Here is a 14,711-nt window from a genome sequence, read left to right on the forward strand (position 1 = left end):
CTGGTCCGTAAGATTGGCCGGGCGGTCATGGTGGGCCACGGGCACGGCTGACAGGCTCCCCCGTATGAAGGTCCTTCCGCGGCTGCATAAAGCCTTTTTGTTGAACTCGGCGCTCGGTGTGGTGCTCCTCGCGGCGGTAGGTGGCGCCTACGCGGTGGTCGGCTCCGGCACCACTGCTCCCGCACACACGGACACGCGCACAGCCGCCGTCTCCACGGGAAAGGTGCAGGCGACCGTAGCCGGGGCCGGGTTGCTGGCATCTCCCAGCGACGCCGGTGTCAACTTCACCACCGGAGGGCAGCTCACCAAGGTCGACGTCAAGCCCGGCGACAAGGTCACCCAGGGCCAGGTGCTCGCCAAGGTCGACGACAAAGCGGCACGTCTGGTGCTCGCGGAGGCAAAGACTGCGCTGACCACAGCCAAGACGTACCTCAACAAGGTGTCCCAGGGGCAGTCGGCGAGCCCGCCCGTGAGCCCGCCGCCCGGCACCGGCACCAACCCGTCGAGCGGTCCCACCCATTCGGCGGACCCGTCGCCCAAGACCTCACCGACACCCACCCCTACCCCCACCCCCACGCCCTCGGAATCCACGAAAACGCCCGACCCCCTCTCCGACGTGTCCTTCGTCCAGGACGCCCAGGACTCCCAGGTCTCCCAGGTCTCCCAGGTCTCCCAGGTCTCCCAGGTCTCCCAGGATGTGCCGATCCTCCAGAACGTCTCGCACGTCCGGGTGGTCCCCGTCGCTGCTCCGTCCGTGGACCCCACCCAGCTCCTCCAGGCCCAGACGCAGGTGGCGCAGGCACAGAACGCGGTCGACACCGCCCAGCGCACGCTGGACGGGACGGTCCTGACGGCTCCGGTCGACGGCACCGTGGCCTCGGTGGGCGCTGCGGTCGGCCAGACGGTGACCGGTACGACCTACACCGCCGGTACGGGTGCCGTGCCGGGTGCGGTGTCGCCGCCCGCTTCGACGGCCAACCCCGCTGCGGGCGGCACCCCGGCCACGCCGAGCGGCTTCATCGTCCTCACCAATCCGACCGGCATGCAGGTGAAGGCGAACGTCTCGGAAGCCGACGCCCTCCGGCTCAAGCCGGGCCAGACGGCCACCGTCACCCTGACCGCCCAGCCGACCACCGTGCTCAACGCGAAGGTCCTTTCGGTCAGCACGCTGGCGGTCAACGGCGGCGTCCCCGCCAACGCCGCGCAGTACCCCGTGACGCTCGACCTCATGGGTCCGACGAAGGATCTGCACACCGGGCAGGGCGTCAGTGTCCAGATCGTCGCGGGCGAAGCGGGCGACGCCCTGTTCGTGCCGACAGCTGCGCTGAGCGGCACCGGCCCCAAGCGCACCGTGACGGTCGTCGGGCCGGACGGCGCCGCGCACCCGGCCCAGGTGACGGTGGGCGTCGAGTCGGACACCAACACCCAGATCACCGACGGCCTGACGCTGGGTCAGAAAGTGCGGATCACCACCGTCGCACCGTAGGGCGGCGGCGGCTCGACGCGCTGCACCCATACGTCTGCGGGCCACCGTGGGCCAGTCCGCGCGCTTGAGCGCGACGACCGACGACCCGCTCCACCCCGCCCCATATGGCCCACCCACATATGGCCCACCTACGTGTGGCCCACCCGCATATGGACAACCCACACAGGGAAAAGGGAGTACCCACGACATGGTCCGAGACCGTGACGCGTTCACGAAGGCCGAAGGCCAGGACCCCGCACCGGGCTCGCCGGCGGCCCCTGCCCCGCCTGCCTCCGCCGCGGGCCCTGCACGCCACGAAAAGGGTGGTGACAGTCTCGGCGCCACAACGGTGCTGCCCACGGCCGGTCCGCCCGCCGCAGGGCACGTACCGGCCGGGGCCGCGACGACGGGGGCCGCGTCCGGGCCCGGCGCTCCGGCCGATGAGCAGACCAACACTTCGCGATGGCTCGAAGTGCCGTGGCTGACACTGCTCCTGGCCGTCGCCATCGTGGCAGCGCTCGCCTTCATCGCGGGCGTACTGGTCGAGAGGCACTAGGGGGTGTCTGGTGGATTGACCCGCGCTTCGGCCCCGACCGGCCTCCACGGTGGGCGGTCGGTCAGGGGGCGATGGGCAGTTGCCGCTTGTGCTCGGTGAGGCGGTAGCGGCCGACGATCGTCTCGAAGACCGGCTTGCCCACCGGCTTGCCCTCAAGGAAGTCGTCGATGTCGTCGTAGGTGACTCCGAGCGCGTCCTCGTCGGTCTTGCCGGGGGCAAGGGTTTCCAGGTCGGCGGTCGGGACCTTCCACACCAGCTCCGCGGGCGCGCCCAGCGCGTCCGCGACGGCACGGACGCGCCGCTTGGTCAGGCCGGTCAGCGGAACCAGGTCCGCGGCGCCGTCGCCGAACTTCGTGAAGAAGCCGGAGACCGCCTCGGCGGCGTGGTCCGTGCCGACGACCAGACCATGGTGTGCTCCGGCCACCGCGTACTGGGCGATCATGCGCTGGCGGGCCTTGACGTTGCCGTGCACGAAGTCCTGGTGAGCCTCGTCGCTGAACCCCACTCCGGCGGTCAGCGCCGCCTGGATCGCGGCGTCGCTCGCCGGCTTGATGTCCACGGTGAGCACGTGATCGGCCCGGATGAAGGAGAGCGCGAGCCGGGCGTCGTGCTCATCGGCCTGGACTCCGTAGGGCAGCCGCATCGCGTAGAACCGCGCCTCGTGCCCGGCGGCCCGCGCGCGCTCGACGGCGAGCTGGCACAGCCGGCCCGCGGTGGTGGAGTCGACTCCGCCGCTGATCCCGAGGACCAGGGAGCGCAGACCGGTCGAGGTCAGCCGCTCGGCGAGGAAGGCCACCCGGCGCTCGATCTCCCGCTCGGCATCGAAGGCCGTCGCGACCTGGAGTTCCCGCGCGATCTCCTGCTGCAGGGCGATGGACGCCGTCTCGCTCACGTCTGCTCCTTGTTCCGGCTGATGTGCCGGTTGATAGAGGTACTGGGGGGTGGAGGTACTACTGGCTCGTGGAGGTGCTGGGCTGGCGGAGGTGCTGCGCCGCCCACCCTAACCAAGGCGGGCTCCAGCAGGTCGGGCGCGGATCCCCTGGCGTACGCCACGGCCGATGCCTGCGTGCACTGCTCGGCGCCTGCATGGTGCCCACCGACGCACGCCCCCTTCCCATTCCTCGTCCCGTGACGCATCCTACTCAGGAAATTGACTAGTCAGATTCTTGCGTATGAGGAGACCCCATGGAGACTGCCGACCGCTTCCGCGCCGCCGTGGAGAAGCGCGATCTGGCCGCGCTCGACGGCCTGTTCACCGAGGACGTCCGGCTCTACAGCCCGGTCAAGTTCGTGCCGTTCGAGGGCAAAGCCATGGTGCTGGGACTCTTCGGGGTGCTGCTGCGCACGTTCGAGGATCTGTGCGACATCGGGCACTTCGAGGGCACGGCAGAGACCAGTGCGGACGGCGATCAGGCGCCCTCAGTGGTCCTGCCGTTCCGGGCGGTGGTGGACGGCAAGCAGATCCACGGCATCGATCTGCTCCACTTCGACAAGGCGGGCCGCATCAAGGAGTTCACGGTGATGGTCCGCCCCCAGTCCGCCGTGCACGCCCTGGGACGGGCCGTGCTGGCCGGACTGGTCGCCGACGGACTCGCACCCGAATCCGCACCCGAGCCCACGCCCAGCCCCACGCCCGCACCCGCACCCGCACCCGCACCCGCACCCGCATCCGCCGACCTGTAGGGGGTTCGGCGCCGTACTTCGTCGGGTTCCGGCTTCGGCGATCCCTGCGCCGGGGCGGTGGCGCTCAAGATGCCGGAGGCGGTGAGCTGTACGAGGGTGGGTACGCGGTCAGGCTGCTGACTGTCCGGATCGAGGAGCCCACACCATGGAACCTAGACACGGCCGAAGCGACGGCGGCCCGGGGCCTGGCGCCCAGACCGACACGAGTGCGACCGAGTCACATGTGTCCCTGCGGGTGAACGGCACCACACACAGGATCGAACTCGACCACCGCGTCACCCTCTTGGAGTGCCTTCGCGGGAATCTGGGCCTCACTGGTTCCCAGCAGGGTTGCCACGACGGCGAGTGCGGCATGTGCACGGTGCTGCTCGACGGCCGCCGGGTCAGCAGCTGCCTGCTGCTGGCCATCGCGCAGGAGGGGCACGAGATCACCACGATCGAGGGTCTTGCCGTCACGGCCGGCACGGATGACGACCGCCACCCTCTGCGGCATATCTCGCTTGAGCGGGAAGCCGTCCGGTGCGGCTACTGCGCGCCAGGACAGGCCTCCGCCGCCGCCGGAACGCCCGCCGACGCCGCGGCGGGCCAGGCCTCGGTGGTCAGCGAGATGGATCTGCCGTCGGACGTCTCCGTACGGCTGACCGCGATCGAGATCCGGGAACAGCTCAGCGGCAACCTGTGCCGCTGCGGTGCGTACCCGGGCGCCGCCGAGGTCCTGCACGATGCGACCGCGCAGGGCGCGAACGGCACGGACGATACCTACAGGGCGGATGGTACGAACGGCGCGGATCCGACCACATGTCCTGCGAACCCACAGGATGTGCCCCCGCAGGACATGGCCATACAGGATGTGACCACATGACGAAGCCGGTCGCCTATGTGTGCCCTCGGAGCGTGGCAGAGGCGGCCGCCGCCCACGGCGGTCGTCCGGAGGCCCGTTATCTGGGCGGTGGCACCAACCTCGTGGACCTGATGAGGCGCGGAGTCGAACGCCCCGATGTCGTGGTCGACACCAACCGGCTGCCCCTCGACCGGATCGAAGAGCAGCCGGACGGCTCGATACGCGTGGGGGCGACCGCACGCAACAGCGATCTCGCCGCGCATCCGGCGGTCGAGGAGCACTATCCCGTACTGTCGCAGGCGCTGCTCAGCGGCGCTTCCGGGCAGCTGCGCAACATGGCCACCACCGCGGGGAACCTTCTTCAGCGCACCCGGTGCGGCTATTTCCAGGATCTGTCGAGGCCGTGCAACAAGAGAGTCCCCGGCAGTGGCTGCGGGGCGCTCGACGGGGTCAACCGCGATCACGCGGTCTTCGGCCACTCCCCCCAGTGCGTGGCGACGCACCCCTCCGACCTGGCCGTGGCATTGGCGGCGCTCGACGCCGTGGTCGAACTGGCCTGTGTCACGGGAACCCGCAGCGTGCCGGTGGCCGAGTTCCTGCGGCTACCTCAGGACAAGCCCGAGCAGGACACCGTGCTGCGGCCCGGTGAGCTCATCACGGGCGTCCTGCTGCCGCCGCCGCACCGCGGAGCCGTCTCCCGCTACCGCAAGGCGCGGGACCGGGCCGGGTCCACGTTCGCGCTGGTCTCGGTCGCGGTCGTCGTGCGCCTGGAGCGCGGAGCGGTGGACCACATCGCTGTCGCGTTCGGCGGGCTCGCCCACCGGCCCTGGCGCGCCCGGCACACGGAGGCCGCGCTGCTCGGGGCCCGGCCCACGCCCGACGCCGTCGAACGGGCCGTGGAGGCGGAACTGGCCGGCGCCGTGCCGCTGCGCCACAACGCGTACAAAGTGGAAGTCGCCCGTGGCCTGGCCCGTGAAGTACTCGGCTCGCTCACCGCTCGACCCCCCACGAGCTGAGACGCCCGGCGACGCCCGGACCGGCGCGGGGTGCCCGCATTGCGCGATCAGCGGTCGGCGCCGCCCAGCACACGGCAGCAGTGCGCCCAGGCCGGCTCCGAGAGCAACCCGCGCCACCGGGTGAACAGGCCGAGCAGACCGGCGGCGCGATCGTGGTGGGACCGCGGGCTGACCCCGGCGAGGTCCAGCTCGTTCGCGGCGGTGAGTTCGGCGAAGTCCTGACGTTCCTGGGCTGCCGGGCAGGTGGACTCGCCGGTGAACCGGTCCATGAACACGCCCTTGTCCTCGGCCAGTTGGCGGTAGGACGCCGTGCGGTCGCACGAGGCGTACACGTACACGATGTGTTCGGCCTCGGTGCCGATCGCCGCCGCCAGTTCCGTGCGGCGGTCCAGGTCCATCAGGGCCACCGGGAATCCGTCGGTGCCGTAGAACGCGTGGCACAGCCCGGCGGACACGAGCGCCGGCCGGGCGCCCCAGGCGGCCAGCAGTTCGCTGGTCCTGAGCAGATGCGCCAACAGTGTGCCGCCCGGGTGCTCGATCCCCGCGGCCCCGGCCGTCTCCAGCATCCTCAGCGCCTGAGCGTTCACCCCGGAAACCTGCCCCTGTCCCGCCCCGAGAAATCCTGCACTCCCCCATCGCGCCCCACAGGGCGTCCCGCAGGACACGCCGAGCATGTCCGTGCGACCGCTTCGTGGTGGATACGTGTAGGGCCAAAGAAGCGGGGCACCAGAGGAAACACAACATGACCATGTCGACTGGAGGGTTTCCACTCATGCTGATGGCGCATCCGGCAGTGCTTCGCGATCTGCTCGACGAGTACGAGGCCCTCCTCGCGCTCAACGCCGCCGACGGTGGCGAGGCGACCCGGCAACGGCTGGACGACGTGAGCTACACCCTGTGCGTGTCGACGGGGACGCGGGACATCGACTCCGCCGTGATCGCCGCCCGGCACCGGCTGCCCGGCGCGCGCACCTTCGACGACTCCGTACTCACCGCCTGACGGACCCAGCGCCGCCCACGGGCCGAAGGCCGGGGCCGGTAAGCAGCGGGGACTGCCACCCGCTCGCCTCCGGTACCGGCCTTCGGCCCGTACCCGTACCCGTGCCCCGGTGCCGGGGGCTCGCCCCAGTGCCCGCCCCCGGGGTCGTCGCCTCGCCCGCCGGTCTAGGGGGTGTCTGGTGGATCAGGGTCGGTCAGGGTGCGGCGCCTGGTGCGGTGCATCGCAAGGCGCCGGAACGTCGTGATAGCGGAGCTATCGGGGCGTTTCGGCAACGCCGCGAGGTGCCGTGCCAGGCGCCGCACCCCCGGCCATGATCCACCAGACACCCCCTAGGGACCGATGTCCACCACCCGCGCCCAGGCCGGCACCCTGTTCGGCGCATGGTCGGGGTCATCCTCTTCCCACGACATGGACGAGAGGGACCGGCCGCGCGAGAACAGCCCCACCACCGTCCTGCACGGGGGACGCGTGGTCGGCCACGGCGTCTGGCCGTCGGTCAGGACGACGATGACGTCCGGGCGGGGCCAGGCCCCGAGCGCCCTGGTGAAGCCCTCACGCAGATCCGTGCCCCCGCCACCCAGCAGCGGTACCCCCTCTCCCCGGCACAGCGGGTGCACCAGGCCCGCCGCCGCGTCGCACGCGAGCACACCGACCAGGTCGCGCCGGCCCCCCACCGCCTGGGAGATGGCGGCCACCTCCAGGAGCGCGCTGCCCAGTTCGGCGTCGCTGACCGAGCCGGACGTGTCGATCACCACGCATACCCGCGGCGGTCTGCGGCGCAGACTCGGCAGGACGGCGCGGGGCACACCTGCCGAGCGCCGCGACGGCCGGCCGTAGGTGTAGTCCTCGCCCGCCCCGCCCCCGGACGCGGCCGAACGCACCGCGGCTCCGAGCAGTTCGCGCCACGGCTGCGGCGGATGGAACGCCTCCTCCGCCCACCGTTGCCATCCCTCCGGGACCGTTCCCGGGTGACCCGTGATGCCCTGCGCCACCCGGAAGCGGATCGCGTCCCGCTCCTGCTCACTGAGCCCGTGTGCACCGTCGGGACCCAGTTCCCACTCCCGGTCGAGGCCGTCGGCGCCACTGCCGCAGTCGAGCCAGGCCGTCAGTTGCGTACTCGGACCGAGCCCGAAGGTGAGCAGGTACTCCTCCATGAGCTCACCGGGGCGCAGCCCGAGGGAGCCGGGTTCGATCGCCCCTTCGGGCCGGACCAGGCCGTTTCCGTACACGTCATCATTGATCTCGCAGTCCGCCGCGATGTTCATCCGCAGGCGCTGCGCGGGGCCGGTCAGGTCTCGCTCGCGCGCGAGCCTGTCGCTGCGCCCGTGGTGGTCGCGCAGCAGGTGCGACACCTCGTGCACCCACACACCCGCCAGTTCCTCCACCGGTGTGCGGGCGACGAACGCCGGCGACACATAGCACCGCCAGTACCGGTCGACGCCCATCGTCGGTACCCGGCGCGACTCGACGGGGTGCAGGGCGAACAGGGCCGTGGCCAGGTAGGGCCGGACGCGGGCGGCGTGCAGCCGGGCGGCGAAGAGTTTGTCGTAGTCCAGGGCCCCGGGCGCGACGGGTGCGTGGGGGCTCATCGTCGTGCCTTCGCGGTGGTCCGCGCCCGGGCCGCCGCGTCGTCGGCGCGCCGGGAGAGGGACACCACTCCGGCGAACCGCTCGATCGCCGTCGGCACGTCCCAGTCTCTCTGACGCAGTGAGGCGAGGGTGGTGGCCGGGACCACCACCAGGTCGGGGGCGCCGTTCTCCAGCGCGTTGACCATGAGCGCCCATGCCGCGTCCCAGCGGGACCTGTCGGGGCGTCGGCGTACGGCTGCCACCACCGCGTCGAGTACGGCCTGTCGCAGGTCCCCGCGTTCGGGCAGGGTGGCGCCCGTCGGGTCGGCGAGCAGGTCCTCGGGGTCCGGCAGGTCCATCCGGTCCAGGCTCGCCAGGAGTTCGAGGCCGGGGCCGTCCCCCACGGTTCCCCGCACGAGCAGGGAGAGCACGTCGCGCGAGGCACCGGCCGCGGTGGCGAAGGCGGTCAGGGTCAGGGCCATCTCCCAACTCCGGGGCGAGGGCCACGGGCCGCCGCGGCGGGTTTCGCTGCTGGGCAGTCTGTGGACGAGTTCGGGGCGGGCGGTGAGCAGACCGCACACCGCGCGGCGGGCGAAGCGCACGGCTTCGGGCAGCTTCTGCGGGGCGAGCACGGGCAGCGTGGCCTGTGGCCAGGTGCCGCCGAGTCCGCGTACGACGACTTCGTGGTCGTGGGTCCATTGGAGGTGGACGAACCGGTTGGCCAGGGGCGGGCTCAGCTCCCAGCCGTCGGCGGCCGAGGACCGGGGGTTGGCGGCGGCCACGATCCTTACGCCGGGCGGGAGTTGAAGGGCGCCGATGCGTCGTTCCAGTACGAGTCGGAGCAGAGCGGCCTGCACGGCGGGCGGCGCGGTGGACAGCTCGTCGAGGAACAGCAGGCCCCGGCCGGCCCGTACCAGGCGCACGGCCCAGTCCGGTGGCGCCATCGGGACACCGTGTTCGGCGGGGTCGTCCCCGACGATGGGCAGTCCGGAGAAGTCGGACGGCTCGTGGACACTGGCGATCACCGTGGTCAGCGGCAGGTCGAGGGCGGCGGCCAGTTGGGTCAGGGCGGCGCTCTTGCCGATGCCGGGTTCGCCCCACAGGAGTACCGGCAGGTCGGCCACCACCGCCAGGGTCAGCGCGTCGAGCTGCGGGTCCGGGCGTGGCTCGGTGGTGGTATCGCGCAGCAGCGCCAACAGACCTGCCGCGACGTCGAGTTGAGCGCCGCCGGACGAGTCGCGGCGTGGGTCGGCGGCGGGTGCGAACGGAGTGCGTGTGGTCATGTGAAATCACCTGTGGGTTCGAGAGGGATGTGACAAGGCGCACCGCGCACGGGCGCGAGGCGGTCAAGGGGTGTGCGCGGGACTGCCACCGGGTGTGTACGGGACAGTCGGTGGGCGTGGTGAGGCAGTCAACGGGCGTGCGCGGGACGGACAGTGGGGGTGCACGCGAGGCCGCCAACGGGCCTGCGAGAAGCGGACAGGGTGCGTGGCGCAGCAATCAACGGGCCCGCGCGGAACGGACCGCGGGTGCAGGTGGGACGGTCAGCGGGCGGGGGCGCGGCGGGGGCGTGTACGTCCGTCGCCGGGCCGGGGTTTGGCGGGTGGGAGGCGCCCCGGTGCCGGTCCGGCCAGGCCCGAGCGGTAGAGCCCGTACGTGATCCGTCCCTGGGCTGCTTCGTCCAGGGCGTCGCGCAGACCTCCGTCGCGCAACGACGCTCCGGAGCCCAGCAGTTGCTCGACAACGGTCAGCGCGCCGGCGATGTCGCCGTGGGCCAGCCGCTCGCGGACGCCGATCAGGCACTCGGGGCGTCGGTGCGCCTCGTCGATGGCTTGCAGACAGGGCAGCGGCGTGCCGCTGAGGGCGGCCAGAAGTTCCTCCCGCCGCACTTCGGCGGGGTCGTGGTCCAGCGCGGCAAGCGCTCCGTCGAGCAGTCCGATCCGGTGCTGCTCCCCCCGGCACTCCACGAGCCGTGGCCGGCCGTCGCCGCCCGACCCGCTCCACGCCCCGGACGACGCCTTGGGCACATGGTCCGGCAGAAGCGCCGACGCGACGAGCGGGTGCAGGCGGTCGGCGTCGAGGCGACCGGAGCGCACCAGCTCCTGGTCGGGCGCTCTCCAGGTCGCCGCGTCGGGCAGGACCAGGGGCGCCGAGGCACCGGCCGTTCGCCCCCGGGTGGGCCGCAGAGTGGACGGGGCGTGACGATCCGGGTCCGCGACCGGTTCCAGGGTGAGCCGGTCCCGTGGTCCGAGGCGTACGGTCACGGCGCCGCTCGACCGGCCTTCGGCGTGCAGCAGGATCGCGGCCTCGTCGGCCCAGCGGTCGACGGCACAAAGCCGCTCCCACGGCGCCGCCGACAGCACCCGTGGATCCAGTACGGGGCCGACGCCGCCGGGCGGATCGCCAGGCCCCCCGGCTCCGGACCGCGCCCTCAACTCCTCGGTCCTGCGCGCGTCCCACAGGTGCCGATGGAGGTCGAGGCGGAACCGCGGGTGGGGGCGCGGGCGCGGGTGGCGTGAGGCGCCCGCTTTCTCGAAGTGGACGCCGTCCCACAGAGCGAGGCTCATCCGCTGGCCGGCGTCCGCCCAGGCGGGCGGAGTCCGCACCACGAGGTGGACGGGATGCGCCCCGTCGCCCGTGCCGTGGACGCCGTAACGGGCGAGGGCGACGGTCAGGCCTGGGCGGAGCAGCCCGTCGGGGGCGACCCTCGGCATGTGCCAGCGCAACAGATCCGGCGCCAACTGGCGTAGATCTGACCTGAGTTGGGCCGTGAGCTCGTGGCCGTAAGTACGTGCCAGGGAGCGGACATCGAGATCGACGTCGACATGTGCGGCGGCGCAGGCCCCGGCCCAGTCCCCGACGGAACGGCGGGCGGTCGCGGTCTCGATCATGGAAGGCGGCACGGCGAACTCACGCACGCGCAGCCAGAGGGACAGTCGGGATTCCTCGTTCGCGATCTGAGTGAGCATCAGCACTCACCTTGCGCGGACGGGTCCCCCAATCGGCTGGTGGAAGTAGTCATCGCGGGGAGTGTAGTACCCGTCCCCCGGTCTGTCAGGCGAGTTTTGACGGCGCGGGCAAGCGCGGGCCCGTGCCCGCTTCCGACACCGCGCGCGAGCCGCGCACGGGGAGCCGCAGGCCCCGACCGGGCCTCGCGCGGGCCGCGCAATCGGGAACCGCGAGCCCCGACCGGGCCGGAGAGTGGCGCCCCCGATGAGAGCCCGGGGCGGGGCGGGCCTTGATCGACTGGTGGCGTTCCCTGCCCCGGCATAGGGTCGAACCGTGGACATGGGCGTCCACGGTCCCTCGTGCGAGGGCAAGGTCCACCATGACGAGTTCGCAGCCGGCACCCCCGAGCGAGACCGCGGCCCCCACCAGCGGAGGCGGCGGCAAGGGCATTGCGCTCCTCGTCATCGCCTCGTGCCAACTGATGGTGGTACTCGACATCACCATCGTGAACATCGCCCTGCCGCACATCCAGAGCGCGCTGCACTTCTCCACGACGGGACTGGCCTGGGTGGTGAGCGCGTACACACTCACCTTCGGCGGGCTGCTCCTGCTGGGCGGGCGCACCGGTGACATCCTCGGCCGCCGCAGGGTGTTCATGTGCGGGGTGCTGCTCTTCGCGATCGCCTCGCTGCTCGGCGGACTGTCGCAGAGTTCGGGCCAGTTGCTCGCGGCGCGCGCCGTGCAGGGAGTGGGCGGCGCCATCGCCTCACCGACCGCGCTCGCGCTGATCACCACGACGTTCACCGAGGGCCTTGAACGCAATCGTGCCTTCGGTGTCTTCGCCGCCGTCTCCGCGGGCGGCGGCGCCATCGGTCTGCTCGCCGGCGGTGTCCTCGTCGAGTGGCTGGACTGGCGGTGGGTGCTGTTCGTCAACGTGCCCATCGCCGCGCTGATCCTGCTCGCCACTCCTCGGCACATCAGGGAGTCCGAGCGCCATTCCGGCCACTTCGACCTCGCCGGGGCTCTGACGTCCACGCTCGGCATGGTCGCGCTGGTCTACGGGTTCATCCGGGCCGCCCAGGAAGGCTGGCGGGACGCGTTCACGCTGGGTTCGTTCGGTGCGGCCGTGGTGCTGCTCGTGACCTTCGTGATGGTGGAGCGGCGTTCGCAGCAGCCCATCACCCCGCTGCACATGTTCGCCGACCGCAACCGGGCGGGCACGTACGGGATCATGCTGAGCCTCGCCGCGGCGATCTTCGGCATGTTCTTCTTCCTGACGTTGTTCGTGCAGAACGTGCTCGGGTTCACGCCCCTGCGGGCCGGTCTCGCCTTCCTCCCGGTCAGCGCGATCATCGCGGTGGGCGCGGGCCTCGCCTCCCAACTGCTGCCCAAGTACGGCCCGAAGCCGTTCATGGTGACGGGCGCGCTGCTGGCGGCGGGTGGACTCGCCTGGCTCACCCGGACCGACATCCACTCGACGTATGCGGGCAGCATCCTGGGCCCGATCCTCGTCTTCGGCCTCGGCATGGGTCTCAACTTCGTGTCGCTGACGCTGATGGCCGTCTCCGGCGTCCCCTCGCACGAGGCGGGCGCGGCCTCCGGCATGCTCAACGCGACCCAGCAGGTGGGCGGTTCGCTTGGGCTCTCCATCCTGGTCACCGTGTTCGGGACGGCCAGCCGGAACGAGGCGAGCGACCAGGTCCCGAAGTTCCTCGGGCAGGCCGATCCGGCGCAGCGGCTGATGTTCCGGCGCACCGGCACCCTGCCCCGCCCGTGGAGTGACCAGGTGCTCACCTCCGGGGTGTCCACCGCCTTCGTCGTCGCCGCGATCTTCGCCCTGCTGGCGGCGCTGATCGCCCTGCTCGCCATTCAGGTGCGCCCGGCCGATCTTGAGCGACTTCAGGGCGCGCGGCCCCCCGGCACCTGAACGCGCGGCCCCACCGTGAGCAGCACCATGACCGTCCAGGTCCGGGGCTCTCACGCCGTCCCCGCCGGGCCCCCGCAGGGCTCGGCGCATCCGGAGGGGGAACCATCGCGGCCCCCTCGCCGTCTTCCGGCGCGTGATCACCACGAGGGTGACGGCATGAGGTCCGAGGCCCCTGGGCCTCGGGGGGCGGGGGCTGCGCGCGTGTGGGGACCGAGGAACGCCCGTCGATCCGCGATCGGTCCGTCCGAGGACGCCTTCGGACACACGATGACGTTCGCGGCGATGGCGCAGGCACCCGACAGACGGCGCGCCGAGGCCGGGCTGCTGTGTCTGGTCGTCGTGATCACACTGGGCGGTTACGCCTGCACGGGCTTGTCGATGCAGGGGCGGCTGCCCGCGGGGTTCACGCGTTTCGCGGCCATCATGCTCGCGGTCGCGGTGGTCACGCACCTCGCCGTACGGCGCTGGGCGGCACGCGCCGATCCGCTGATCCTGCCCCTTGCGCTGCTGCTCACCGGCCTCGGCCTGGTCCTCATGAACCGTCTGGACATCACGTACGCCGCGGAACCGCGTCTGCACATGGCGCAGGCGGCCGACGGGCAGCTGATATGGACGGTCATCGGCACGGCCGCTTGCGTGGGCCTGCTCGTCGTCCTGCGCGACCATCGCCGGCTCCAGCGGTACATCTACCTGATGATGGCCGTCGCCCTGGTGCTCCTGATGGCTCCCGCGTTCTCCAGCGCCGACCAGTTCGGGGCCAAGCGATGGATCATGCTGGGGCCGTTGTCCGTGCAGCCCGGCGAGTTCGTGAAGATCATCATCGCGGTGTTCTTCGCCGGCTACCTCACCGTCAGCCGCGACGCCCTGGCCCTCTCCGGGCGCCGCTTCCTCGGCATGCGGCTGCCGCCCGGGCGGCAGTTGGGGCCGATCGCCGCGATCTGGGCGCTCAGTCTGCTGGTGCTGATCTTCGAGCGCGACCTCGGCACGTCGCTGATCTTCTTCGGCCTCTTCGTGATCATGCTGTACATGGCCACGGAGCGCACCAGTTGGGTGGTGTGCGGCCTGCTGATGGCCACGGTCGGCGCGATGGTGGTCGGTTCGCTCGAACCACATGTCCACGGCCGGGTCGTGGCGTGGCAGCACCCCATGGACGCCTTCACCGAAGCGGGCCGAGCGGCGAACATGTCCATGCAGCTGGGGCAGGCCCTGTTCAGCTTCGGCAGCGGCGGCATCACCGGAAGCGGCCTGGGTCAGGGCCACCCGGAGCTCGTCGGCTTCGCCGGCAACAGCGACTTCATCCTCACCGCGGTCGGCGAAGAACTCGGCCTGGCCGGGGTGATGGCGGTCCTGCTCCTGTACGGGCTGCTGGCCCAGCGTGGCTTCCACATCGCGCTGCTGGCCCGGGACCCCTTCGGCAAGCTCCTCGCCGCCGGGCTCGCCGGCGCCCTGGTGCTCCAGGTGTTCGTCGTCACGGGCGGAGTCATGGGACTGATCCCGCTGACCGGAAAGGCGCTGCCGTTCCTGGCGAAGGGCGGCTCCTCCATGGTGGCCAACTGGCTGATGGTGGCTCTCCTGATCCGCATCAGCGACACCGCACAGCGACGACACGAACCGGTCGAGCCGCCTCGCGGCCCCGGCCGCTCCAACTTTCCTGCGTACCAGAGGCTTTGAGGGCCGGGCTCAGGCCGCCCGGCAGCGCTCAGCTC

At 71.6% G+C, this 14,711-nt stretch carries 12 protein-coding genes and 1 pseudogene; 8 read left to right on the top strand and 5 right to left on the bottom strand.

Annotated elements, in window-relative coordinates; genetic code table 11:
- The first annotated feature begins 64 nt into the window (after window positions 1-64).
- Window positions 65-1,486, top strand: coding sequence for an efflux RND transporter periplasmic adaptor subunit (locus tag ACGFW5_RS11600; protein ID WP_393833988.1), 1,422 nt, complete (start codon window positions 65-67; stop codon window positions 1,484-1,486).
- A gap of 187 nt (window positions 1,487-1,673) precedes the next feature.
- Window positions 1,674-2,021 carry a hypothetical protein gene (locus ACGFW5_RS11605; RefSeq protein WP_393833989.1) on the top strand — a complete coding sequence of 116 codons (348 nt, stop codon included), beginning with the start codon at window positions 1,674-1,676 and terminating at the stop codon, window positions 2,019-2,021.
- A gap of 61 nt (window positions 2,022-2,082) precedes the next feature.
- Here the strand turns inward: ACGFW5_RS11605 and nadE are convergent, their stop codons facing one another.
- Window positions 2,083-2,913, bottom strand: a complete 831-nt coding sequence (gene nadE, locus ACGFW5_RS11610) for an ammonia-dependent NAD(+) synthetase (protein WP_393833990.1) — start codon at window positions 2,911-2,913, stop codon at window positions 2,083-2,085.
- 293 nt (window positions 2,914-3,206) lie between these two features.
- Here nadE and ACGFW5_RS11615 point away from each other — a divergent pair.
- The 3 genes and pseudogenes from ACGFW5_RS11615 to ACGFW5_RS11625 form a co-directional block, all read left to right on the top strand.
- Window positions 3,207-3,623: pseudogene (locus ACGFW5_RS11615) on the top strand (nuclear transport factor 2 family protein); the annotation flags it as partial.
- A gap of 226 nt (window positions 3,624-3,849) precedes the next feature.
- Window positions 3,850-4,566, top strand: coding sequence for a 2Fe-2S iron-sulfur cluster-binding protein (locus tag ACGFW5_RS11620; RefSeq protein WP_393833991.1), 717 nt, complete (start codon window positions 3,850-3,852; stop codon window positions 4,564-4,566).
- Window positions 4,563-5,561: an FAD binding domain-containing protein gene (locus ACGFW5_RS11625; protein WP_393833992.1), complete on the top strand. Its 999-nt coding sequence runs from the start codon at window positions 4,563-4,565 to the stop codon at window positions 5,559-5,561. The genes ACGFW5_RS11620 and ACGFW5_RS11625 overlap by 4 nt, the downstream gene beginning before the upstream one ends.
- A 47-nt stretch (window positions 5,562-5,608) precedes the next feature.
- On the opposite strand, the gene ACGFW5_RS11630 is transcribed toward ACGFW5_RS11625, so the two are convergent.
- Window positions 5,609-6,127: a DUF6817 domain-containing protein gene (locus tag ACGFW5_RS11630; RefSeq protein ID WP_393834233.1), complete on the bottom strand. Its 519-nt coding sequence runs from the start codon at window positions 6,125-6,127 to the stop codon at window positions 5,609-5,611.
- A gap of 206 nt (window positions 6,128-6,333) precedes the next feature.
- Here ACGFW5_RS11630 and ACGFW5_RS11635 point away from each other — a divergent pair, with 206 nt between their 5' ends.
- Window positions 6,334-6,561 carry a DUF5133 domain-containing protein gene (locus ACGFW5_RS11635; protein WP_393834234.1) on the top strand — a complete coding sequence of 76 codons (228 nt, stop codon included), beginning with the start codon at window positions 6,334-6,336 and terminating at the stop codon, window positions 6,559-6,561.
- A 329-nt stretch (window positions 6,562-6,890) separates the two neighbouring features.
- On the opposite strand, the gene ACGFW5_RS11640 is transcribed toward ACGFW5_RS11635, so the two are convergent.
- The 3 genes from ACGFW5_RS11640 to ACGFW5_RS11650 all read right to left on the bottom strand — a co-directional run bounded on the left by ACGFW5_RS11640 (window position 6,891) and on the right by ACGFW5_RS11650 (window position 11,098).
- Complete coding sequence (locus ACGFW5_RS11640; protein WP_393833993.1) at window positions 6,891-8,150, bottom strand: VWA-like domain-containing protein; 1,260 nt, start codon at window positions 8,148-8,150, stop codon at window positions 6,891-6,893.
- Complete coding sequence (locus ACGFW5_RS11645) at window positions 8,147-9,412, bottom strand: AAA family ATPase (RefSeq protein ID WP_393833994.1); 1,266 nt, start codon at window positions 9,410-9,412, stop codon at window positions 8,147-8,149. Before ACGFW5_RS11645 ends, ACGFW5_RS11640 begins: the two co-directional genes overlap by 4 nt.
- A gap of 261 nt (window positions 9,413-9,673) precedes the next feature.
- Window positions 9,674-11,098 carry a hypothetical protein gene (locus tag ACGFW5_RS11650; RefSeq protein WP_393833995.1) on the bottom strand — a complete coding sequence of 475 codons (1,425 nt, stop codon included), beginning with the start codon at window positions 11,096-11,098 and terminating at the stop codon, window positions 9,674-9,676.
- A 359-nt stretch (window positions 11,099-11,457) separates the two neighbouring features.
- On the opposite strand from ACGFW5_RS11650, the gene ACGFW5_RS11655 reads away from it, so the two are divergent.
- On the top strand, window positions 11,458-13,005 hold the full coding sequence (locus tag ACGFW5_RS11655; protein WP_393833996.1) for an MFS transporter: 1,548 nt from the start codon (window positions 11,458-11,460) through the stop codon (window positions 13,003-13,005).
- Window positions 13,006-13,272: 267 nt separating this feature from the next.
- A complete protein-coding gene (locus tag ACGFW5_RS11660; RefSeq protein ID WP_393833997.1) occupies window positions 13,273-14,676 on the top strand; it encodes an FtsW/RodA/SpoVE family cell cycle protein in 1,404 nt (467 codons plus the stop codon).
- The last annotated feature ends 35 nt before the right edge of the window (window positions 14,677-14,711 follow it).

This window comes from Streptomyces sp. NPDC048416 (genome assembly GCF_043200435.1).
Classification (GTDB): Bacteria; Actinomycetota; Actinomycetes; order Streptomycetales; family Streptomycetaceae; genus Streptomyces.

Excerpts from the sequence above, each read along its gene's own strand:
- ACGFW5_RS11600 (WP_393833988.1), top strand. The coding sequence starts at position 65 with ATGAAGGTCCTTCCGCGGCTGCATAAAGCCTTTTTGTTGAACTCGGCG.
- ACGFW5_RS11605 (WP_393833989.1), top strand. The coding sequence starts at position 1,674 with ATGGTCCGAGACCGTGACGCGTTCACGAAGGCCGAAGGCCAGGACCCC.
- ACGFW5_RS11620 (WP_393833991.1), top strand. The coding sequence starts at position 3,850 with ATGGAACCTAGACACGGCCGAAGCGACGGCGGCCCGGGGCCTGGCGCC.
- ACGFW5_RS11625 (WP_393833992.1), top strand. The coding sequence starts at position 4,563 with ATGACGAAGCCGGTCGCCTATGTGTGCCCTCGGAGCGTGGCAGAGGCG.
- ACGFW5_RS11630 (WP_393834233.1), bottom strand. The coding sequence starts at position 6,127 with ATGCTGGAGACGGCCGGGGCCGCGGGGATCGAGCACCCGGGCGGCACA.
- ACGFW5_RS11635 (WP_393834234.1), top strand. The coding sequence starts at position 6,334 with ATGCTGATGGCGCATCCGGCAGTGCTTCGCGATCTGCTCGACGAGTAC.
- ACGFW5_RS11640 (WP_393833993.1), bottom strand. The coding sequence starts at position 8,150 with ATGAGCCCCCACGCACCCGTCGCGCCCGGGGCCCTGGACTACGACAAA.
- ACGFW5_RS11645 (WP_393833994.1), bottom strand. The coding sequence starts at position 9,412 with ATGACCACACGCACTCCGTTCGCACCCGCCGCCGACCCACGCCGCGAC.
- ACGFW5_RS11650 (WP_393833995.1), bottom strand. The coding sequence starts at position 11,098 with ATGCTCACTCAGATCGCGAACGAGGAATCCCGACTGTCCCTCTGGCTG.
- ACGFW5_RS11655 (WP_393833996.1), top strand. The coding sequence starts at position 11,458 with ATGACGAGTTCGCAGCCGGCACCCCCGAGCGAGACCGCGGCCCCCACC.
- ACGFW5_RS11660 (WP_393833997.1), top strand. The coding sequence starts at position 13,273 with ATGACGTTCGCGGCGATGGCGCAGGCACCCGACAGACGGCGCGCCGAG.